Raw genomic sequence first — 20089 nt, forward strand, 5'->3', positions numbered from 1 at the left:
CCAGGCACAAAATTTGATGCGAACACGCTGGTACAAAGCCGCTCATCAAGAAAAACTTAACCATTCGATTTCTAATACGTTTCAATCCTCGGCGTCGAATCTCACCGCCTCCGCCAGATTTCCTTGTTTCCCCCGACATTAACTACCGAGTTTCCGAAAGCGGTCACTCAACTCGGATGACGCACGTAGTAGATGTCCCACTCCGCTTCGCCAGTCTGTACGAAGCCATGCCGCTGATAAAAGCGGTTCGAATCACTGCCGCGCAGGGCGCCCAAGCGGATAGGCATGCGCTGGGCGTCGGCTCTTTTGAATATATCCGCCAAGACGGCTGCGCCAATGCCTCTGCCCTGGTGTTCGGGCAGGATATAAAGATGGTCGAGGAGCCAATGATCTTCCAAAGGGCGGATCAGGATAAAACCTGTCTGAATACCGTCGGCTTCAATGAATCTGCACAGATCGGGATCAAATGACGCCAGGAAGCGCTCGCGAGCACGCCGTGGATCAAAGCGGCCGATGCCCTCCAGACTTTCGCGCATCGCAGCAATACGAATGTCAACCAAGGCATCCGCGTCGGATTCGGTAGTGGCAGGGAAGGTCAAACGCATAGGACGCGATTTCTTGATGGTCATTTATTGATATTGAGGCATCAGCGACTTCCACAATTTTCTGCGCGGCCGACTCACCCGGCAACGCCGATTCGATTCGTGCCCACGCCTCACCGTTCAATGACATGCGAATCTTGCCGACCGGCTCGCGCAAAAGACAAGGGGTGAACCCATCTCAGCAAATATAAACAGACCCCGGATAATGGAAAAAAGAAAATCTCCTAGGCGAGATTACGGTAGTTTATGCTTTGATTCGATGTAGTGCGAAGCATTTGTGCTGTTGATGTGTCAGTACGTCCGCGAATACCTCTCTGTGTAAGACCGGCGCCGGATGGCGTCCAATAGAACGCTGGTGTCACAACGCCGGCATTTGAAACCAGGAGCGAGCGCAATGGCAGAAACTCTCATCAAGGTCGACCTGAAGCAGTCCGCGTACGAGAACGAGCAGGTGCATAACCGGTGGCACCCGGACATTCCGATGGCGTGCTGGGTAAAACCCGGCGACGATTTCATCCTGGAGACGTACGACTGGACCGGCGGCTTCATCAAGAACGACGACAGTGCGGATGATGTTCGCGACATCGACCTGTCGATCGTGCACTTTCTTTCGGGCCCAGTGGGCGTGCGCGGCGCAGAGCCAGGCGATCTACTCGTGGTGGATCTGCTGGATATTGGCGCAAAGGCGGACAGTCAGTGGGGCTTCAACGGCTTCTTCTCAAAGACGAACGGCGGCGGTTTCCTGACCGATCACTTCCCACATGCGCAAAAATCAATCTGGGATTTTCACGGTCTGTACACGAGTTCGCGCCACATTCCGGGCGTCAATTTTGCCGGATTGATTCACCCGGGGCTGATCGGCTGTCTGCCGGATCCGAAATTACTGGAGACATGGAACGCGCGTGAGACCGGACTGATCGCGACGGCGCCCGAGCGCGTGCCGCCGCTGGCGAATCCGCCGTTTGCCGCGACGGCGCATATGGGGAAGTTGTCCGGCGCCGCGCGCGATAAAGCAGCGGCGACCGGCGCACGGACAGTGCCGCCGCGTGAGCATGGCGGCAATTGCGACATCAAGGACTTGTCGCGTGGCTCGAAGGTGTTCTTCCCAGTGTACGTAGACGGTGCGGGACTTTCGGTGGGGGATCTCCACTTCAGTCAGGGCGACGGCGAAATCACATTCTGCGGCGCTATCGAAATGGCTGGTTGGGTTCACATGCGAGTCAACGTCATCAAGGGCGGGATGGCAAAGTACGGAATTCGCAATCCGGTATTCCAGCCGAGTCCGATCACGCCCGCGTACAACGACTATCTGATCTTCGAAGGGATCTCGGTGGACGAACAAGGCGGACAGCACTATCTCGACGTGACGGTGGCTTATCGTCAGGCATGTCTGAACGCCATCGAATACTTGAAAAAGTTCGGCTACTCGGGGTCGCAGGCGTATTCGATCCTCGGCTGCGCACCGGTGCAGGGGCATATCAGCGGGGTGGTGGATATTCCGAATGCCTGCGCGACGCTGTGGCTGCCAACGCAGATCTTCGATTTCGACATCCGACCGAACGCGGATGGTCCGGTGCAGCATGTGAAGAGCGGCGTGGATATGCCGTGTTCGCCCGATCTTGTGAAGTCTTGACGCGCCGCGTCAAACGGAGGAAGACATGCCGATATACGACTTCGAATGCGCGAGTTGCGGGCCGTTTGTGGTGATGAGACGGATCGCGGATCGCGATGCGCCGTGTCATTGTCCGGACTGCGGAAGCGAAGGGACGCGGATGATTACCGCACCGTCGTTGGCGTTGATGGGGAGTACCGGTCGCACCGCGCATGCAACGAACGAGAGGGCCGCGAATGCGCCACGTCAGTCCGGCGATGGGCCGGCGCGGAACCATCGGGCCGGGTGCAGTTGCTGTGCGGGCGGGAAGGTGACGTTGGCAGGGGCTAGCCGGGAAGTGTCAGGTGGCCTCAAACGGCCCGCCGGGCGGCCCTGGATGATCAGTCATTAGCCGAGGCGTGGAGCCGCACGGCTTGTAGCGAGAATGCCCCGTAGGTCGGAAGACTTACGGGGCATTTTTTCTAGATCGATGGTCGGTCGCGCCCGCCCGCGCTCGGGCCACACCGCGGCGTTGACGCCATATCCCCCGACACCCATTGGCCTGATATTCTTGCGGACGAAAGGCGCGCCATCAGAGACGCACTTTCTGCCTTTACCGTTACGAAAATCCATCATGAGATCAACACCTGGGTCTGTTGCACAGACCACCACGGGCGTCGCCGCAGGTCTGGCGATCCTGTATTTTCTTCGTCCGGTACTCATTCCTTTTTTTCTCGCCATGCTCCTGCGAATTCTCATCTCGGGCATCGTTTCGGTGGTCGTTCGCCTGCTTCCACGAGCACCGAAATGGCTGGTCCTGGCGGCGACCGCAGCAATTGTGGGCTTTAGTGCCTACAGCATCTTCATCGTCACGCTCCAGGGAATCAGCGATCTCATCCAGCAGTCCGCCGCCCTCCCCGCTCAACTCGACCGCCTCATACGGTCAGCCAGCGTGGGCTTCGGGCGAAAATTCGACCTGGCAACGGTTCTGGCATTGATCGACCTGCCCCAACTTGAACACAGCCTTGCCTCCAGGTTGGGAAATGCCGTGTCGACGGCATTTCTCACCTTGATGTTTCTCGTGTTTATGCTGCTTGGGTCAATGACAAACACTGAGCCCAAAATTCTGCGGATCACGACCAGTGAGGCCCGAGCAAATTCCCAGCGCATGGTTCTCAACAAAATCGTGCATGGCGTACAGGCGTACCTGATTTCCCAGACGGCCATCAATCTTGCGATTGCCGTGATCTCCGCCCTGGTATTTCGCGTCGCCGAACTGCCCAATACGGCGTTCTGGGCGGTGATGGTGTTTCTTCTCGCATTCATGCCCGTCGTGGGGCCGTTCGTTGCGAGCGTCGTGCCCGCACTGTTTGCGGCGCTTCACAGCGATTCAATGACCGTGCCGCTCGCTGTGTTTGCCGTCACCCTGTCCATCTTCCAGATTGCACACAATCTCGTGCAACCCAAACTCCAGGCGAAAAGCACGAACACAGACCCTCTCGTCGGGCTGTTCGCACTGGGAATCTGGACACTGGTATGGGGCGTGCCGGGTGCCATTCTCTCGACCCCGCTGACCGTCCTCGTGATGGTGATAGCCGCGCAGTTTCAAAGCTCCCGGTGGTTGGCAATTCTCATATCGCACGACGGCGCACCCGATGCAGCCGTTCCGCCATCCCCCACTGGAAAATGAACGCATCGCGAGCCGCGCCCCCTCGTCTGGCAACCCACCGCATTGAAGTTCCCTTCGACAGCATCCGGGGCCAGGCCGCGACGGTGTTTCCATTACGCCACTCAACTCTTATATAAGATATAAGACATTTGACGAGACGAAGCGCCGGGACTAAAATCACGAGCAAAGTAGCCCCCGGTATCGCCTTGGAGGCCTGAAAAGCCTTCCCCCGAAACGCAACACAGCAGGTCTCCCCATGCTTGAAAACTATCGTGCTCACGTGGCCGCACGCGCCGCGCTTGGTATTCCCCCCCTGCCGCTGACGGCACAGCAGACTGCCGAACTGGTCGAACTGCTGACGAACCCGCCGGCTGGCGAAGCGCAAACCCTGATCGACCTGATCACCCACCGCGTGCCCGCCGGCGTGGACGAAGCCGCTCGTGTGAAGGCTGGCTTCCTGGCCGCCGTCGCCAAGGGTGAGACCGCCTGCGCGCTGATCTCGCGCGCCCGCGCCACCGAACTGCTCGGCACCATGCTCGGCGGCTACAACATCCAGCCGCTCATCGAGTTGCTGTCGGACGCCGAAGTCGGCACCGTCGCCGCCGACGCCCTTAAGAAAACCCTGCTGATGTTCGATCAGTTCCACGACGTCAAGGAACTGGCCGACAAGGGCAACGTCAATGCGCGCGCCGTGCTGCAAAGCTGGGCCGACGCCGAATGGTTCACCAGCCGTCCGGAAGTGCCGCAAAGCCTGACCATCACCGTGTTCAAGGTGACGGGCGAGACCAACACCGACGACCTGTCGCCGGCCCCGGACGCCACCACGCGCCCGGACATTCCGATGCACGCGCTGGCGATGCTCAAGAACGCACGTCCCGGCATCACCCCGGAAGAAGACGGCAAGCGCGGTCCGATCAAGTTCATCGAATCGCTGAAGGAAAAGGGCCATCTGGTCGCCTATGTGGGCGACGTGGTCGGTACCGGCTCTTCGCGCAAGTCGGCCACCAACTCGGTGCTGTGGTTCACGGGTGAAGACATCCCCTTCATTCCGAACAAGCGCTTCGGCGGCGTTTGCCTCGGCAGCAAGATCGCCCCGATCTTCTACAACACGATGGAAGACGCCGGCGCTCTGCCGATCGAACTCGACGTGTCGAAGATGGAAATGGGCGACGTGATCGAATTGCGTCCGTACGAAGGCAAAGCCCTGAAGAACGGTGAAGTCATCGCCGAATTCCAGGTCAAATCCGACGTGCTGTTCGACGAAGTGCGCGCCGGTGGCCGTATTCCCCTGATCATTGGCCGTGGCCTGACCGCCAAGGCACGCGAAGCTCTCGGTCTGCCCGCATCGACCTTGTTCCGCCTGGCGCAGCAGCCGGCCGACAGCGGCCGCGGCTTCTCGCTGGCACAGAAGATGGTCGGCCGCGCCTGTGGTCTGCCTGAAGGTCAAGGCGTGCGTCCGGGCACGTACTGCGAACCGAAGATGACCTCGGTCGGCTCGCAAGACACGACTGGCCCGATGACCCGCGACGAACTCAAAGATCTGGCCTGCCTCGGCTTTTCGGCCGACCTCGTCATGCAGTCGTTCTGCCACACCGCCGCCTATCCGAAGCCGGTGGACGTGAAGACTCACCAGACCCTGCCGAACTTCATCAGCACCCGTGGCGGTATCGCACTGCGCCCGGGCGACGGTGTGATCCACTCGTGGCTGAACCGTATGCTGCTGCCCGATACCGTCGGCACGGGCGGCGACTCGCACACCCGTTTCCCGATCGGCATCAGCTTCCCGGCAGGCTCGGGTCTGGTCGCCTTCGCGGCTGCCACCGGCACGATGCCGCTGGACATGCCGGAATCGGTGCTGGTGCGCTTCAAGGGCAAGATGCAGCCGGGCGTCACGCTGCGCGATCTCGTCAACGCGATCCCGCTGTACGCCATCAAGCAAGGCATGCTGACCGTTGCCAAGCAAGGCAAGAAGAACATCTTCTCGGGCCGTATCCTTGAAATCGAGGGCCTGCCCGACCTGAAGGTCGAGCAAGCGTTCGAACTGTCGGATGCGTCCGCCGAGCGCTCGGCCGCCGGTTGCACGGTGCATCTGAACAAGGAACCGATCATCGAGTACCTCAACAGCAACGTGACGCTGCTGAAGTGGATGATCGCCCAAGGCTATCAGGACCCGCGCAGCCTGCAACGCCGTATTACGGCAATGGAGCAGTGGCTGGCCGATCCGAAGCTGCTCTCGCCGGATGCCGACGCCGAATACGCTGCGGTCATCGAAATCGATCTGGCCGACATCCACGAGCCGATCGTGGCCTGCCCGAACGATCCGGACGACGTGAAGACCCTGTCTGATGTGGCTGGCGCGAAGATCGACGAAGTGTTCATTGGCTCGTGCATGACCAACATCGGTCACTTCCGCGCAGCATCCAAGCTGCTCGAAGGCAAGCGCGACATTCCGGTCAAGCTGTGGGTGGCCCCGCCGACCAAGATGGACCAGAAGCAGTTGACCGAAGAAGGTCACTACGGCGTCTTCGGGACTGCCGGTGCCCGCACGGAAATGCCGGGCTGCTCGCTGTGCATGGGTAACCAGGCACAAGTGCGCGAAGGCGCGACGGTCATGTCGACGTCGACCCGCAACTTCCCGAACCGTTTGGGCAAGAACACGAACGTGTACCTCGGCTCGGCGGAACTGGCGGCCATTTGCTCGCGTCTGGGCAAGATCCCGAGCAAGGAAGAGTACATGGCCGACATGGGCGTGCTCACCACCAACGGCGACAAGATCTACAAGTACATGAACTTCGACCAGATCGAAGACTTCAAGGAAGTCGCCGACACGGTGAAGATGTAAATCTGAAGCCGGGTTACGGCGCGTTGCGTGTGCCGTAATCCTGCGGGAATACCGCGAAATGGCGCTGCGAGCATTCAGCTCGCGGCGCCATTTTTTTATGGGTGCAATCGCTGCGAGCCCCCCCTGTTGCATGCCGCACAGATCATCAGGCGTATTAAACATCCGCAGAAAAGTGCCGTTATCTCTCTGGCGGTTCAGCGTCAACGGCTACACCGTCACAGTCCCCCGATCGAGCGCCACCGGAATCTCGGCACGCCGCAGCAAGAGATAAGGGGCCGTCGTCATTACAAGAAGCAGAAGAAATGAATCTGAGATTACGATATTGCGTCGCCACGGCACTCCTCTGCGCCCTTCTGGCGGGTTGCGGGGACTCCGAAATCGGTCAGGTGAAAGCCGCCCATGACCCCGTCGATCAAACGCACACCTACGGCTCGGCGTTGTCCGAGCGCGCAGCCTGCAAGAACATCAGTTGGAAGACGTTCAAGGACAGCAGCAATCGAACGTCGGTCGAATATCGCTGCGAATTGAACGACGCTGTCGCCGAGCTGAACAAGGTCCGCGACGCGCAGATTGAAGCGATCAACGGCTACCTCAAGGCGAGCAACGACAACCTCGGAAAGGCCATTGAGGGCGCGGCGGGCGACGCGGCTCGTTATGCGAAGCTCGTCGAAGAGAAGAAGGCGGAATTGCACGAGATCGACGAGAAGCGCGAGGCGCAAATGGCCGGCATGGACGGCCCCTCGGCGTTGAAGGCCAAACAAGTGTGGGATGCCTCCAGGGCTTACGCGGCGTCAGAACTTGAACGCTACCAGGCAGAACTGGACAAGGCCAATGCCGGCGCGAACACCGCATCGCTGGAAGGATCGCGGCAAAGCTATCAACAGCGTTACGCCGACGACATCGCCAATCTTCACAAGAAATATGACGGTGTGAAATCAGTCACGGAAGTGATTCAGTGGGCCGTCAAGGACACGGAAGTCATTCCGACGTATTTCGGCTTTGAGATCGATTCCGATTTGGGGAAGAAAACCAGCGATAAGTCGTCGCAGTTCCGGGGCTTCCTTGAGCAGATTGGTCAGCACCGTGGGCAGGACTACGTCGCCTTTGTAGCGCCGACAGTCCTGACCGGAATTTCCGCGACGACAGAAAAGTAAGCGTCGCCCCTCGGGCCGGCATCGGGAACGAAGGGTGCAGTCAGTGCGAACTGGCGTCGGCGCGAGTGAGGCGTACGAAGAAGTCAAAGCGGCCTGCGGTAGCGGTGGATTATCAACGCTACCGTCAGGCCAGCCGCCAGATGCCGGACGGCGTATCTGACTGAGCACCTCGCGAGCGCAGCCAAAGCGTCAGTCGTAAGCCCGCGCATCCTCCACCAATTTCCCGTCTGCCGGCAGGCTTCCGGCCGCAACAAAAGCGACTTCTCCGCGCAGCCTCGTCACGTCACGCAACGTTTCCTGTACACGGGCAGCCAGCCCTTCAGGCGGCGACGCGTTCGTCTCGCAAAGCAGCCGCATCCGATCATCGCCGACTCGCCCCTCCACGCGCAAACGCAAGCGGACCAACTCGGGATACCGCTTGCTGATCTCGCCGATCTGTCCGGGATGGACGAACATGCCGCGCACCTTGACCGTCTGATCGGCGCGTCCGAGCCAGCCTTTTAGCCGCACATTGGTGCGCCCGCACGGACTAATGCCCGCTTCCACCGCAGACAAATCGCCTGTCGCAAAACGAATCAGCGGATAGTCCGGATTGAAGTTCGTTACCACGACCTCACCGATTTCGCCGTCCGGCACCGGCTTCGTGCCGCCCGGCTCCACCAGTTCCACCAACACGTTCTCGTCGACGATCAATCCCGCCTGGGCGTCGCTCTCGAACGCGATCAACCCCAGATCGGCCGTTCCATATAACTGCCGCGCCGTGATGCCTCGCGTCTTGAACCAGTCGCGCAGCGACGGCGGGAGTGCCTCACCCGACAGCGTCGCCCGCCGGATGCTGCTGATGTCGGCCCCCGCCGCCTCGCCCTTCTCGATCAATATCTTCAAAAACGACGGCGTTCCCGCATACGCGACCGGTTGCAGGTGGCGAATCGCCTCGAGCTGCAACTCCGTGTTCCCTACCCCCGCCGGGAACACGCAACAGCCAAGCCGGGCAGCGCCCGTCTCGATCATCATCCCGGCTGGCGTGAAGTGATACGAGTAGGTGTTGTAGACCAAATCCCCCGCCCGCAGGCCCGCCGCAAACATGGCGCGCGCAAAGCGCCACCAATCGCTGCCGCGTCCGTCCGGTTCGTAGATTGGCCCCGGCGACTGATACACGTGCGCCAGACCGCCAAGCGGCGTCGCGTTCATGCCACCCAACGGAGGATGGCGCAACTGATACGTCGACAGATCCGACTTGCGCGTCACCGGCAAGCCTGCCAGCGCGTCACGCGAGCCGATGTCCTTCGCGTCCACACCTCCCAGCACCTGCGCAAAATACGGCGCACGCGTCTGCGCATGCGACACGTGCGTCGGCAGCGCCGCCAGCAAGGCCTTCTCGCGAACCTCCGGCGCACGAGTTTCCAGCGTGTCGAAGTAATCGTTCATATAGACGGAAATACGTTGAGAATTAACGGTCAGCCACTCACCCGGGCACGCAAGCGCTCCAACGCTCAAGCAATCCAGCGCTTGCGCCGCCGATAGCTCTTGACGTTACGGAAGCTCCCCGCACTGCTGGCGCCGTCCTTGGCGATCCCCAGGTAGAACTCCTTCACGTCTTCGTTATCGCGCAGCGACACGGCATCGCCATCCATCACCACCCGGCCGTTTTCGAGGATGTAGCCATAGTCCGCATATCGAAGCGCCGCCATCGTGTTCTGTTCGGCCAACAGGAAGCTGACGCGCTCGCGCTGGTTCAGGTCGCGCACGATGTCAAAGATCTCTTCCACGATCTGCGGCGCGAGGCCCATCGACGGCTCGTCGAGCAAGATCATCGACGGTTGCGCCATCATGGCGCGCCCGATCGCGCACATCTGCTGTTCGCCGCCCGACGTGTAACCCGCTTGCGATTTGCGTCGCGTCTTCAGACGCGGGAAGTAGGCATAGATTCGTTCCAGCGCATGCTGCTGGGCACTGCGCGACGCATGACGCACATAACCGCCCGTGAGCAAATTCTCTTCAATGGTCAGATGCCCGAAGCAGTGACGCCCTTCCATCACCTGAATCACACCGCGCTTGACCAGACCGTTCGGCGTAAGTCTCTCCACGCGCTCGCCGCGATAGTCGATCGTGCCTTTCGTCACCTCGCCGCGCTCGGCGTGAAGCAGATTCGAAATGGCCTTGAGCGTCGTACTCTTGCCCGCGCCGTTGGCCCCGAGCAATGCCACGATCTTGCCTTCGGGCACGACGAGCGATACGCCTTTGAGCACAAGAATGACGTGGTCATAAATGACTTCGATATTGTTGACGCGCAAACTCGCTTCCATGCAGGACTCCGGAATCGATGCTGCCGGGTTCACGCACCGGCCGTAGTTCGTCAGCCCTCGCCCGCATCGCGCTATGCCATGCGGGCGAAGGCGTCGATTACATCTTGTAGCAGGCAGGCGTGATTCCCTTCTCTTTGGCGTACTGCTTGGCCGACGCCTCGAACAGCGGGTGAATCAAGCGCCGGTTGCCTTCGATCCAGTCAGACACGAGTACCCACTTCGCGCCGTCCCATTGCTGGATGCGCACCTTGCCCGACCCCTCGTGATCCTCGCAGCTCGTTTTGATGTCGGGCAGCAGACCGGTCGCGCCAAGGGCCTTCAGCCGGGCGGCGTCGATATTCAGGTTCTCGAGCGCCCAGCGCACCTGCACCGGCGTCATGACCTTGCCCTTGCCGAACTTGTTCTGCGCCGTGTTGAGCGCCTCGACGGTAGCCACTGCCGCCGAAACGCCACGGTTGTAGAGCACGGAGCCGACCTTCGACGGGTCTTGCATATTGCCCTTGCCCGCACCGTAGACCACCTTCTCGATGTCGGCGATCAGCGGAACTTGCTTGCCCGCCACGTTCCAGGTGGCGCTCATGTAGCCCTTGGCCGCCGGGCCTGCCGGAATCGTGTCCTCTTCCGAGCCGGCCCACCAGCTACCGACGATCTTCTCGCGCGGATAACCGACCTTCTGTGCCGCCTTGAGCGCCGTCTGGTTCATCACGCCCCAGCCCCAGAACACCACGTAGTCGGGGTTCTCCTGACGAATGCGCAGCCACTGCGCGCCTTGTTCGTTACCCGGATGGGCGACCGGAATCTCGATCAGGTTGAACTTGTTGATCTTCGACTCGGCCTGCATGGCGACGATCGGCTCCTTGCCATATGCCGAGTCGTGATAGAGGAAGACGATCTTCTTGCCGTTGAGCGATCCGCCATTCTTGTCGGCCAGGAACTTGATGATGGCCGACGCCTGCATCTGATACGTCGTCACCAGCGGGAACGCCCACGGGAACACCGTGCCATCCACGGCATCGGTGCGGCCATACCCCATCATCACCAGCGGCACCTGATCCGTCGCCGTCTTGTCGATCAGCGCGTAGGAAATACCCGTCGCCATCACGTGATACGCCGTGCCCTTGGTGACCGGATTCTTCCCCTTGAGACGCTCGTAACACTCCACGCCCTTGGCGTTGTTGTACTCGGTCTCGCATTCCTCCCACGTCAGCTTGACGCCGTTGACGCCGCCGTTCTTGAGATTCACGTACTGCAGATAGTCGATGAACCCGCCGTAGAAGGACTGCCCGTTCGCGCCATAGGGCCCGACCCGATAGTCAGCGAGCGCAATGAACTGATCGTTCGATTGCGCGAACGATGTGCTCATGCTCCCCATGCCTAGCACAAGCGCCGTACCCAACGAGACCGCCAAGTTTTTCGTCATCATGCTGTGTCTCCATCTGTGGTTTTATTCGTGGCAAAACGTGTCTGGCAACGCACGACATCCCGATGCGCAAACCAGTCGAAGCTCAATGCGGGAAGGGCCAGATGCGCAGCTTCTCCTTGGCAATCTGCCAGAGCCGCGCCAGCCCATGCGGTTCGACAATCAGGAAAAAGATGATGAGACCGCCAAACACCATCAACTGAATATGCGAGACGGTAGCGTTAGTGAACGGCAAATGCAGGAACGAAGCGATGGTGGGCAGGGTGCTGTCGAGCAGAATCGGCAGCAGCAGAATGAAGGCCGCCCCCAGAAAGCTGCCGAGAATGCTGCCCACGCCGCCGATGATGATCATGAACAGAATGCGGAAGGACAGATCCAGCGAGAAACCATCCGGCTCGACCGAACCGAGGTAGCAGTAGGCGTAAAGCGCCCCCGCCACGCCGCAATAGAAGGAACTCACGGCGAAAGCCAGCAGTTTGACGCGCATCAGCGGAATGCCAATGACCTCGGCGGCGACATCCATGTCGCGCACCGCCATCCAGGCCCGGCCAATGTGCGAGCGCACCAGATTCTTCGCGACGAGCGCCATGACCGTCACGACGCCAAGCACAAACAGGTATTTGCGCACCGGCGTGTCGACGTCCACCCCGAGAATGGAGATCTTCTGCGCGGTAATCACGCCCGACGAACTATTGTTCGAGAGCCACGGAAACTTCGTCAGCACCCACAGCACGAAGAACTGCGCCGCGAGCGTGGCGACCGCCAGATAGAAGCCCTTGATGCGCAGCGACGGCAAGCCGAACGCAATGCCGACGAGTGCCGCGCAAACGCCCCCCAGGGCAAACGACGCGAGAATCGGCATGCCTTCGATGCGCAACTGGAAGTTGTAAGACGCATACGCGCCAACCGCCATGAACGCCGCCGTCCCAAGCGACAGTTGCCCGGCGTAGCCCGTCAGGAGGTTAAGGCCCAGCGCGGCGAGCGAAAACACGAGAAACGGCACAAGAATCGCGGTCAGCCAGTATTCGGTGGCGATCCACGGCAGCACGCCGAACGCAACGGCCAGCACGGTGCATACGGCAATTCGATCCTGCCGGATCGGGAAAATCTGGCTGTCGGCTTCGTAAGATGTCTTGAACTGCCCAGCTTCGCGATAGAACATGTATGGCCTCTGCGATGAATGCGTGCGCGTACGTCCTGAGTTGAATACCGCCGGTTCAGACCCGATCGATATGCCGCTCGCCGAACAACCCTTCCGGGCGAACCAACAGGAACAGCAGTGCGAAGACGTACGGGAACCAGCCCTCGATGCCCCCGAAATTCCCGCCGAACTGGCCTTGGAGAAACTGCGGCACGTAGATCTCCGCGAGCTTTTCCGCCGCACCGATGATCAGCCCGCCGACAATGGCCCCCGGGATCGACGTAAAACCGCCCAGGATCAACACGGGCAGCGCCTTGAGCGCAGTCATCGTCAACGCAAACTGAACACCGTTGCGCGAGCCCCAGAGCATGCCTGCCACGAGCGCGACGAACCCCGAGACACTCCACACCACCACCCAGATCCGCTGCAGCGGAATACCCAGCGAGAGCGCCGCTTGATGATCGTCGGCCACCGCGCGTAGCGCTCGGCCGATACTCGTTGCCTTGAAGAACAGCGCGAGCAGCGCCACCAACACGGCGGCAATGCCCGCCGCCGCCAGATCGAAGCTGCTGACCAGCACGCCCGTCGAATCCATGATCGACGCGATAGGTTCGTCGACAATGCCCAGCGACAGCGGACGCACCTCGTTGCCCCACAGCAGCGGCGCCAGTCCCTCGAGGAAGAATGACAAGCCGATGGTCGCCATGAACAACGTGATGGGCGACTGGTTCACCAGCTTTCGCAGCACGAAGCGCTCCGTGGCGGCGCCCACCAGCACCATGACGCCGAACGCGCCGATGGCGGCCAGCCACAGCGGCAAGCCCCGCTCCATCAGGCCAACCACGGACAACGCCGCGAAATACACCATGGCGCCCTGTGCGAAGTTGAATACGCCGGAGGCCTTGAAGATCAACACAAAACCGAGCGCAACGAGCGAATACATCACACCCGAGAGCAATCCGCCGATCAGGATTTCCAGAAAGAACTGCATCGATGTCTCCAAATTGCCAATGCGTCGCCAACCGCCGGTTACGTTCCTGCCCTTCCCCCTGTCACGCCGCGGCGGGCATGCCCTGAGCGGCGCCCAGATAGGCACGAATGACTTCTGGATCTTCCCGGACCTCGGCGGGCGTGCCGTCGCCGATCTTCTTGCCGTAGTCGAGCACCACGACACGGTCGGAGATATCCATCACCACGCCCATGTCATGCTCGATCAGCACGATCGTCGTGCCGAACTCCTCATTCACTTCGAGAATGAATCGGCACATGTCGCGCTTTTCTTCGAGATTCATCCCCGCCATCGGCTCGTCGAGCAGCAGCAACTCCGGCTCGGCAGCCAGCGCACGTGCCAGCTCGACACGCTTTTGCAGGCCATAAGGCAGCCGTCCGACCGGCGTTTTCCGAATGTGCTGAATTTCGAGGAAATCGATGATCTCCTCGACCTTGGCGCGATTGGCCATTTCCTCCTGACGCGCACGCCCCCACCAGAGCGCGCTCGCAAGCAACCCGGCGCGCATCCGGGTATTGCGCCCCGTCATGATGTTGTCGAGCACCGTCATGCCCTTGAACAAGGCGATGTTCTGGAATGTGCGTGCCACCCCCTGACGTGCGGCCGATGTCGGGTGCATGCGCTGTCTGACCTGCCCCCGGAAAACGATCGTGCCCTGCTGCGGGTGGTAGACGCCATTGATGACGTTGAGCATCGAACTCTTGCCCGCGCCGTTCGGCCCGATGATCGCGCGAACCTCGTGCTCGCGAACGTTGAACGAGATGTCCGTCAACGCCTTCACGCCACCAAACGACAGACTGATGTGCTGCAAATCGAGCAAGATATCGCCGCTTTTGCGATTGTCGTTCATGCCTTCTCCTGCAAAATGCCTGGCTGAATTCCCACGAGGGGGGCGTTGCGAGTATCAGGCGGCGCAGCGCAACTTCTCAGGCGCAGGGTCGTCGACGTGCGCACGGGCACCGATCACGCGAGCGGGATGTATCGTGAGCGTGGCGCTTACGCTGCCCTCGCGTCCGTCCTCGAACTTCACCCGCGTCTCGATGAACTGCGTTGACTTGCCCGAATAGAACGCGTCGACAAGCACGTCATACTTCTGCGCGATAAACGCGCGACGCACCTTGCGCGTGCGCGTAAGTTCGTCGTCGTCCGGATCCAGTTCCTTGTGCAGGATGACGAAGCGCTGAATCTGCGCTGCCGAGAACGCCGGCTCCTTGGCAAGATCCGCATTCACCGTGTCGACACAGCCCAGAATCAATTCGGCAACACGTGGATTGCTGGCAAGGTCGACATACCCGGCATAGGCGAGGCTTTGCCGCTCCGCCCAATTGCCCACGGCATCCATGTCGATGTTGATGAACGCACACACCCCGTCGCGCCCGTCGCCAAACGCCACCGCTTCCTTGATATAGGAGAAGAACTTGAGCTTGTTCTCGATGTACTTCGGCGCAAACAGCGAACCACAGGCGAGTTTGCCCACGTCCTTGGCACGATCGATGATGCGCAGATGACCGTCCGCGTCGATGATGCCAGCATCGCCCGTGCGGAAATACCCGGCCTCGTCGAGGGCTTCGCGCGTGGCGTCTGGCCGCTTGTAGTACTCCTTGAGCAATCCCACGCCGCGCACCAGCACTTCCCCGCTGTCGCCGATCTTGATTTCCATTCCCGGCGCCACGGGCCCCACGCTGTCGAATCGCACCTGACGATCCGGTTGCAGACAGACATAGGCACACGTCTCCGTCTGCCCGTAGAACTGCTTCAGGTTGACGCCAATCGCCCGATAGAAGCGGAACAGATCAGGACCAATGGCTTCCCCGGCGGTATACGCCGTGCGAATCCGGCTCATGCCGAGCGTGTTGCGCAGCGGACCATAGACACAGAGATTGCCGAGCGCATACTGCAGCCTGTCGAGCAGCGGCACCGGACGCCGGTCGAGCACCGCCGCACCGCACCGGTTCGCCACGTCCATGAAATGCGCGAACATCTTTCGTTTGAAACGATTCGCGTCCTCCATCCGGATCATCACTTGCGTCAGCACGTTTTCATACACACGCGGCGGCGCAAAGTAATAGGTCGGGCCGATCTCGCGCATATCCGTGGCGATCGTGTCGGGCGACTCGGGGCAATTCACGGTGAAGCCCGCGACCAATGCCTGGGCGTAAGAAAACAGATGATCGCCGACCCACGCCATCGGCAAGTACGACAGCACTTCGTCGCCGGGGGCGAGCCTGTCGAATGCGCTGCCGTGAAACGCTGCGCCGATCAGACCAGCGTGCGAATGGCAGACCCCCTTCGGCTTCCCGGTCGTGCCCGACGTGTAGAGGATCGTCGCCGTGTCGTCGGGATCGACGCTCGCCACGGCTTCGTCGAAGTAGCGCGGATGTCTGGCGTTGAAGTCGCGCCCTTGCTCGACGGCATCGGCGTATGACAGCAAACCGGCAGCGTCGTAATTGCGCAGCCCTCGCGGGTCTTCGTAGATGATGTTCGACAGACGCGGCACGCGCTCGCGCAACTCGAGCAGCTTGTCGACTTGCTCCTGGTCTTCGACGATGGCGAAATCGATCTCGGCATCTTCGAGGACGTGGATCATTTCCGCCGCGACGGCGTCTTGGTATAACGGCACGGCCACGCCACCCAACGCTTGGGCAGCCGTCATCGCCCAATACAGGCGTACGCGATTGTTGCCAACGATAGCGAGGTTATCGCCCCGCTTGAATCCGGCGGCGGCCAGCGCGCAAGCCAGCATCCGAACTTCGTGCGCGGCTTCCTGCCAGCTCCAGCTTTGCCAGATTCCCAGATCTTTTTCCCGATACGCTGTGCGGGCGCCGCGCGTCGCGGCATGGGCCAGCAACAAACGCGGGAATGTGGTCCGCTCCTGCATGCCTGTCTCCTGTGTCTCGCCACGATTCGACGTCTGTCGAGGGGGAGTGGCGTGGCTCGGTCGGCGCGCGTGCGTGTGGCACGCTCTCTAGTGCTCTCGTGCTGGTCGCGTCTTCGAACGACGCTTTTGTTAGATGCCCTGCGTTAGTCTGCGAAAGTCTGCAATACGAAGCGATGACGGCTATGCCCGGCAGTCGGCAGCTTCTATACTTGTGCTTCGGCGTCGTGTACGAACCGCCATGAATGCTTGTCTCGGCGCTGCCAGGCAAGGCGAAGATACCTCATGGCTCACGACGGATTTGTCACCCGGATGACAATCAAGGGAAAATCCCTATATGTCGCTCGAAACCCTGTTGCAGCGCAGCGTGTGGGCGCAAGGACTGACGCCAGAACAACGCGAACGCGTGGCGGCGGAGATTCAGGTGCGCCCTGTCGAGAATGGTGGCTATGTGTGTCGTAAGGGCGATCCCACCCATGCGTGGTTCGGTGTCATCGAAGGGTTGGTGAAAATTGCCACGGCATCGGCAAGCGGGAAGTCAGTGACATTCACCGGTGTGCCGGCGGGGGCATGGTTCGGCGAAGGATCGGTTCTCAAGCGCGAGATCCGGAAATACGATGTGATGGCGCTGCGCGACTCGGTCGTTGCTCACATGCCGATTGCCACGTTCGACTGGTTGCTCGATACCAGCATCCCGTTCAACCGCTTTCTGACGCTTCAACTCAACGAGCGCCTTGGTCAGTTCATTGCGGCCGTCGAACACGAGCGCCTGCTCGACACCGATGCCCGCGTCGCTCGTTCGCTCTCGTCGATGTTCAATCCGAACCTGTACCCGTCCGACGACAACACTGTGCAGATTTCGCAGGAAGAGCTGAGTTATCTCGCCGGGGTTTCGCGTCAGCGCGTCAATCTCGCGCTCAAGGTACTCGAGCAAGCCGGGTTGGTGAAGGTGGACTATGGCGTGCTGACGATTCTCGACCTGGAAGGGTTGCGCGAATTCGGGATGTAGGGGCGGCGGCGCCTTGTCATCGCCTCGCTGCCATTGCCTTGTCGACGCAGAGCGCTCAGGGCAAAATCGGTCTTTTGCAGGCAGTCCCGTTACGAGACCCCCTCCCCATGTCCCCGACCGATTTCCAGGCCGACGAAATGCGCCCCACGCTGGTTGGCAACAGCGTCGAACTCCACCCCCTTGAAGCTGGTCATGCGCAGGCGCTCCTCGCCGCCGCGGCAGACGGGGAATTGTGGAATCTGAAAGTGACCGTCGTGCCCGGCCCGGAGACTGTCGGCGGCTACGTCGACAAGGCCTTGCAGGGTCGCGAAGACGGCACCGTCATGCCGTTCGTCATCGTGTCGAAAGCGACCGGGCAGATTGTCGGCAGCACGCGATTCTGGAAAATCGACCGTGCGAACCGGAAGCTGGAGATCGGGCACACGTGGTTAAGCGCGACGGCTCAACGCTCGAGCATCAACACCGAAGCCAAGTACCTGCTGCTCACGTTCGCGTTCGAGACGATGCGGTGCGTGAGGGTGCAGTTCACGACCGACGAATTGAACGAGAAGTCCCGAGCCGCCATCTTGCGGATTGGCGCCAGGCAGGAAGGTATCGTCCGCCACGAACGCATCATGCCCGACGGGCGCAAGCGCAACTCGGTGCGCTTCAGCATCATCGACGACGAGTGGCCGACGGTAAAGGCCGCGCTGGAAGGCAAGCTGGCGCGCGGGCCGGCCGCCGGATAACACCGCATCGCTACCGCAACACTGCGCCTTCGAAATCGCGCTTGGCAGGCGCAATCACGATGCGATCCTTGCCCGAGCGCTTGGCCGAGTACAGTGCCCCGTCGGCCAGTGCCAGCCATGCGGTCGGCGAGACGAGATCTCCGTCGAAATTGGCCACGCCAACACTCAGGGTGACGCTGCCCGACGCATCGAGACCCCGGGTGGCCTCGGCGAACGCCGCACACACTTTCTCCAGCTTCTTGCGTGCCTTCTCGGCCGCTTGCCCGTCGAACAGGACGCAGAATTCGTCACCGCCGTATCGGCCGATCACGTCGCGGCCGCCCAGTTCGCTCGAGAGTACGTCAGAGAGTATCCGAATCAGCGAATCGCCCTGGAGATGGCCATGGACGTCGTTAATTTCCTTGAACCCATCGATATCGAGCAGCGCGATGCTCGCCGTCCCTGAGCGGCCGGTTCGCTTGTCGGCATGGCAATTCGTCAATGCGCGCATCCATGAGCGGCGGTTGAGCAGCGACGTGAGATCGTCCTGATCGCTGATGCGGCGCAAGGCGCGCTCGCTCTTCGAGAGTCGTTTCGCCAGCCGGAAGCTCGTCAGCCCGACGAGCGTCGGATAGATCAGCAGCAGCGGCAGGCTCGCGAGCAATTCAGAGAGTTCGATCTCGGTCTTGACTACGAAGCCGACGGCCGCGCCGGCGAGCATGCCGCCGGCGATCATGGCCAGAATGCCGTCGCGCAGCAGCCGGCCGCCGCCTGCCGACGCATTGTGCATCAGCAACACCGAGATCAAGACGGCCGACGGTGCCCCGCTGAAGTGCATCGCCACCACCCAGCCACCACCGAATGCGGAATCGCACAAGAGATTGCGACGCTCCGCCGCGACCTGATCCGTCGCCGACATTGCGATGGCATGGGCGCAGGCCGGCCAGAGGAACGCGTTGAGCGCCCAAACACCGTAGGCGAAGTGCGACGCCCCCGTATGCTGAAACACCGTGAAAACGGCGATAGCACTCAGCGCACAGCCGAGACTGCGCAGGCCCAGCACGCGACGCGAGAAGTCTCTCGCCCTTTGTGATTTTGGGGGTGTGATCTGGTCTGTCGATTGATCCGTCATCTCGCCAACGTCTAAGGCGTCATCGGTTTGGGAAAGTCACTTCGCCTGGCGGCCTGCGCATTATGCCTGCGCCCCTTTCTTTCCGACCATATGGGAGCGCCAAACAACTGACACATTTATTTCATCAGTGCATTTACCGGATCATCCGATCGCCCCCGGCGCATGCCCCCATGAAAAAGGCCCGCAGACAATCGCGGGCCTGAAATGCAGATGACGTGCGGTTGTGCCGCTTACTTCGCAGCAGCGATCACGGCAATCTCGACGAGCAGATCTGCGGCCGCGAGACGCGACTCGACGGTGGCGCGCGTGGGTGTGTTGCCCGGGCTCGTCCATGCGTCCCACACCGCGTTCATGCCCGCAAAATCGGACTCGATGTCCTTGAGCCAGACCTGCGCCGAGAGCAGACGCGACTTGTCGATACCGGCGTCTTTCAGATAACCGTCGATCTTCGCGAGCACTTGCTGCGTCTGTCCGGTGATGTCCTGGCTTCGGTCGTCTGCCGTCTGGCCTCCGATGTAGACCGTTCCGTTATGCACCACAACACGGCTCATCCGTGCATTCGTGTGATGGCGTTGAATGTCGCTCATTAACCACGTCTCCAAAAGGAAAAAAGAAGCGGGTGAGAGGCGCGA

Annotated in this window: 17 protein-coding genes; 7 read left to right on the forward strand and 10 right to left on the reverse strand. The window is 60.8% G+C overall.

The window, feature by feature from the left end:
* Positions 1-167: 167 nt before the first annotated feature.
* Entirely contained in the window at positions 168-605 is a 438-nt protein-coding gene (locus PBR20603_RS06910; protein ID WP_150558940.1) for a GNAT family N-acetyltransferase, read from the reverse strand.
* Between the two features lie 391 nt (positions 606-996).
* Here PBR20603_RS06910 and fmdA point away from each other — a divergent pair, with 391 nt between their 5' ends.
* The 5 genes from fmdA to PBR20603_RS06935 all read left to right on the forward strand — a co-directional run bounded on the left by fmdA (position 997) and on the right by PBR20603_RS06935 (position 7858).
* On the forward strand, positions 997-2235 hold the full coding sequence (gene fmdA / locus PBR20603_RS06915; protein WP_150558772.1) for a formamidase: 1239 nt from the start codon (positions 997-999) through the stop codon (positions 2233-2235).
* 25 nt (positions 2236-2260) lie between these two features.
* Positions 2261-2605, forward strand: coding sequence for an FmdB family zinc ribbon protein (locus tag PBR20603_RS06920; protein WP_150558773.1), 345 nt, complete (start codon positions 2261-2263; stop codon positions 2603-2605).
* Positions 2606-2827: 222 nt separating this feature from the next.
* The gene (locus PBR20603_RS06925; protein ID WP_174977812.1) at positions 2828-3883 is read left to right on the forward strand and encodes an AI-2E family transporter; all 1056 of its coding nucleotides are present in this window, start codon (positions 2828-2830) and stop codon (positions 3881-3883) included.
* Between the two features lie 235 nt (positions 3884-4118).
* Positions 4119-6704 carry a bifunctional aconitate hydratase 2/2-methylisocitrate dehydratase gene (gene acnB / locus PBR20603_RS06930; RefSeq protein WP_150558775.1) on the forward strand — a complete coding sequence of 862 codons (2586 nt, stop codon included), beginning with the start codon at positions 4119-4121 and terminating at the stop codon, positions 6702-6704.
* A 386-nt stretch (positions 6705-7090) separates the two neighbouring features.
* A complete protein-coding gene (locus PBR20603_RS06935) occupies positions 7091-7858 on the forward strand; it encodes a hypothetical protein (RefSeq protein WP_150558776.1) in 768 nt (255 codons plus the stop codon).
* A gap of 189 nt (positions 7859-8047) precedes the next feature.
* Here the strand turns inward: PBR20603_RS06935 and PBR20603_RS06940 are convergent, their stop codons facing one another.
* From PBR20603_RS06940 to PBR20603_RS06970, 7 genes are all read right to left on the reverse strand, one after another.
* Positions 8048-9286, reverse strand: coding sequence for a phenylacetate--CoA ligase family protein (locus PBR20603_RS06940; RefSeq protein ID WP_150558777.1), 1239 nt, complete (start codon positions 9284-9286; stop codon positions 8048-8050).
* Between the two features lie 65 nt (positions 9287-9351).
* Positions 9352-10164 (reverse strand): ABC transporter ATP-binding protein, encoded by an 813-nt coding sequence (locus PBR20603_RS06945; protein ID WP_150558778.1) that lies wholly within the window; start codon positions 10162-10164, stop codon positions 9352-9354.
* Positions 10165-10261: 97 nt separating this feature from the next.
* A complete protein-coding gene (locus PBR20603_RS06950) occupies positions 10262-11536 on the reverse strand; it encodes an ABC transporter substrate-binding protein (protein ID WP_246174466.1) in 1275 nt (424 codons plus the stop codon).
* 133 nt (positions 11537-11669) lie between these two features.
* Positions 11670-12746, reverse strand: a complete 1077-nt coding sequence (locus PBR20603_RS06955) for a branched-chain amino acid ABC transporter permease (protein WP_150558780.1) — start codon at positions 12744-12746, stop codon at positions 11670-11672.
* A gap of 55 nt (positions 12747-12801) precedes the next feature.
* Positions 12802-13716 (reverse strand): branched-chain amino acid ABC transporter permease, encoded by a 915-nt coding sequence (locus PBR20603_RS06960; RefSeq protein WP_150558781.1) that lies wholly within the window; start codon positions 13714-13716, stop codon positions 12802-12804.
* 61 nt (positions 13717-13777) lie between these two features.
* Positions 13778-14584, reverse strand: coding sequence for an ABC transporter ATP-binding protein (locus PBR20603_RS06965; protein WP_150558782.1), 807 nt, complete (start codon positions 14582-14584; stop codon positions 13778-13780).
* A 54-nt stretch (positions 14585-14638) separates the two neighbouring features.
* Positions 14639-16612 carry an AMP-dependent synthetase/ligase gene (locus PBR20603_RS06970; RefSeq protein ID WP_150558783.1) on the reverse strand — a complete coding sequence of 658 codons (1974 nt, stop codon included), beginning with the start codon at positions 16610-16612 and terminating at the stop codon, positions 14639-14641.
* A gap of 334 nt (positions 16613-16946) precedes the next feature.
* Here PBR20603_RS06970 and panV point away from each other — a divergent pair, with 334 nt between their 5' ends.
* Both panV and PBR20603_RS06980 read left to right on the forward strand, forming a co-directional pair.
* On the forward strand, positions 16947-17618 hold the full coding sequence (gene panV / locus PBR20603_RS06975) for a pandorabactin biosynthesis transcriptional regulator PanV (protein WP_150558784.1): 672 nt from the start codon (positions 16947-16949) through the stop codon (positions 17616-17618).
* Between the two features lie 107 nt (positions 17619-17725).
* Entirely contained in the window at positions 17726-18346 is a 621-nt protein-coding gene (locus PBR20603_RS06980) for a GNAT family N-acetyltransferase (protein ID WP_150558785.1), read from the forward strand.
* A 10-nt stretch (positions 18347-18356) separates the two neighbouring features.
* Here PBR20603_RS06980 and PBR20603_RS06985 read toward each other — a convergent pair whose 3' ends face one another.
* A complete protein-coding gene (locus PBR20603_RS06985; protein ID WP_150558786.1) occupies positions 18357-19457 on the reverse strand; it encodes a sensor domain-containing diguanylate cyclase in 1101 nt (366 codons plus the stop codon).
* Positions 19458-19687: 230 nt separating this feature from the next.
* Positions 19688-20044, reverse strand: a complete 357-nt coding sequence (locus tag PBR20603_RS06990; protein WP_010806204.1) for a RidA family protein — start codon at positions 20042-20044, stop codon at positions 19688-19690.
* Positions 20045-20089 lie beyond the last annotated feature (45 nt).

The sequence above is a fragment of the Pandoraea bronchicola genome (assembly GCF_902459805.1).
Lineage (GTDB): Bacteria > Pseudomonadota > Gammaproteobacteria > Burkholderiales > Burkholderiaceae > Pandoraea > Pandoraea bronchicola.

What these genes read in the sequence shown, in the direction of transcription:
- PBR20603_RS06945 (WP_150558778.1), bottom strand. Translation starts at nt 10,164, where the DNA reads ATGGAAGCGAGTTTGCGCGTCAACAATATCGAAGTCATTTATGACCAC.
- PBR20603_RS06970 (WP_150558783.1), bottom strand. Translation starts at nt 16,612, where the DNA reads ATGCAGGAGCGGACCACATTCCCGCGTTTGTTGCTGGCCCATGCCGCG.
- PBR20603_RS06925 (WP_174977812.1), top strand. Translation starts at nt 2,828, where the DNA reads ATGAGATCAACACCTGGGTCTGTTGCACAGACCACCACGGGCGTCGCC.
- PBR20603_RS06910 (WP_150558940.1), bottom strand. Translation starts at nt 605, where the DNA reads ATGCGTTTGACCTTCCCTGCCACTACCGAATCCGACGCGGATGCCTTG.
- PBR20603_RS06920 (WP_150558773.1), top strand. Translation starts at nt 2,261, where the DNA reads ATGCCGATATACGACTTCGAATGCGCGAGTTGCGGGCCGTTTGTGGTG.
- panV (WP_150558784.1), top strand. Translation starts at nt 16,947, where the DNA reads ATGTCGCTCGAAACCCTGTTGCAGCGCAGCGTGTGGGCGCAAGGACTG.
- PBR20603_RS06990 (WP_010806204.1), bottom strand. Translation starts at nt 20,044, where the DNA reads ATGAGCGACATTCAACGCCATCACACGAATGCACGGATGAGCCGTGTT.
- PBR20603_RS06985 (WP_150558786.1), bottom strand. Translation starts at nt 19,457, where the DNA reads ATGACGGATCAATCGACAGACCAGATCACACCCCCAAAATCACAAAGG.
- fmdA (WP_150558772.1), top strand. Translation starts at nt 997, where the DNA reads ATGGCAGAAACTCTCATCAAGGTCGACCTGAAGCAGTCCGCGTACGAG.
- acnB (WP_150558775.1), top strand. Translation starts at nt 4,119, where the DNA reads ATGCTTGAAAACTATCGTGCTCACGTGGCCGCACGCGCCGCGCTTGGT.
- PBR20603_RS06940 (WP_150558777.1), bottom strand. Translation starts at nt 9,286, where the DNA reads ATGAACGATTACTTCGACACGCTGGAAACTCGTGCGCCGGAGGTTCGC.
- PBR20603_RS06960 (WP_150558781.1), bottom strand. Translation starts at nt 13,716, where the DNA reads ATGCAGTTCTTTCTGGAAATCCTGATCGGCGGATTGCTCTCGGGTGTG.
- PBR20603_RS06980 (WP_150558785.1), top strand. Translation starts at nt 17,726, where the DNA reads ATGTCCCCGACCGATTTCCAGGCCGACGAAATGCGCCCCACGCTGGTT.
- PBR20603_RS06950 (WP_246174466.1), bottom strand. Translation starts at nt 11,536, where the DNA reads ATGGGGAGCATGAGCACATCGTTCGCGCAATCGAACGATCAGTTCATT.
- PBR20603_RS06955 (WP_150558780.1), bottom strand. Translation starts at nt 12,746, where the DNA reads ATGTTCTATCGCGAAGCTGGGCAGTTCAAGACATCTTACGAAGCCGAC.
- PBR20603_RS06965 (WP_150558782.1), bottom strand. Translation starts at nt 14,584, where the DNA reads ATGAACGACAATCGCAAAAGCGGCGATATCTTGCTCGATTTGCAGCAC.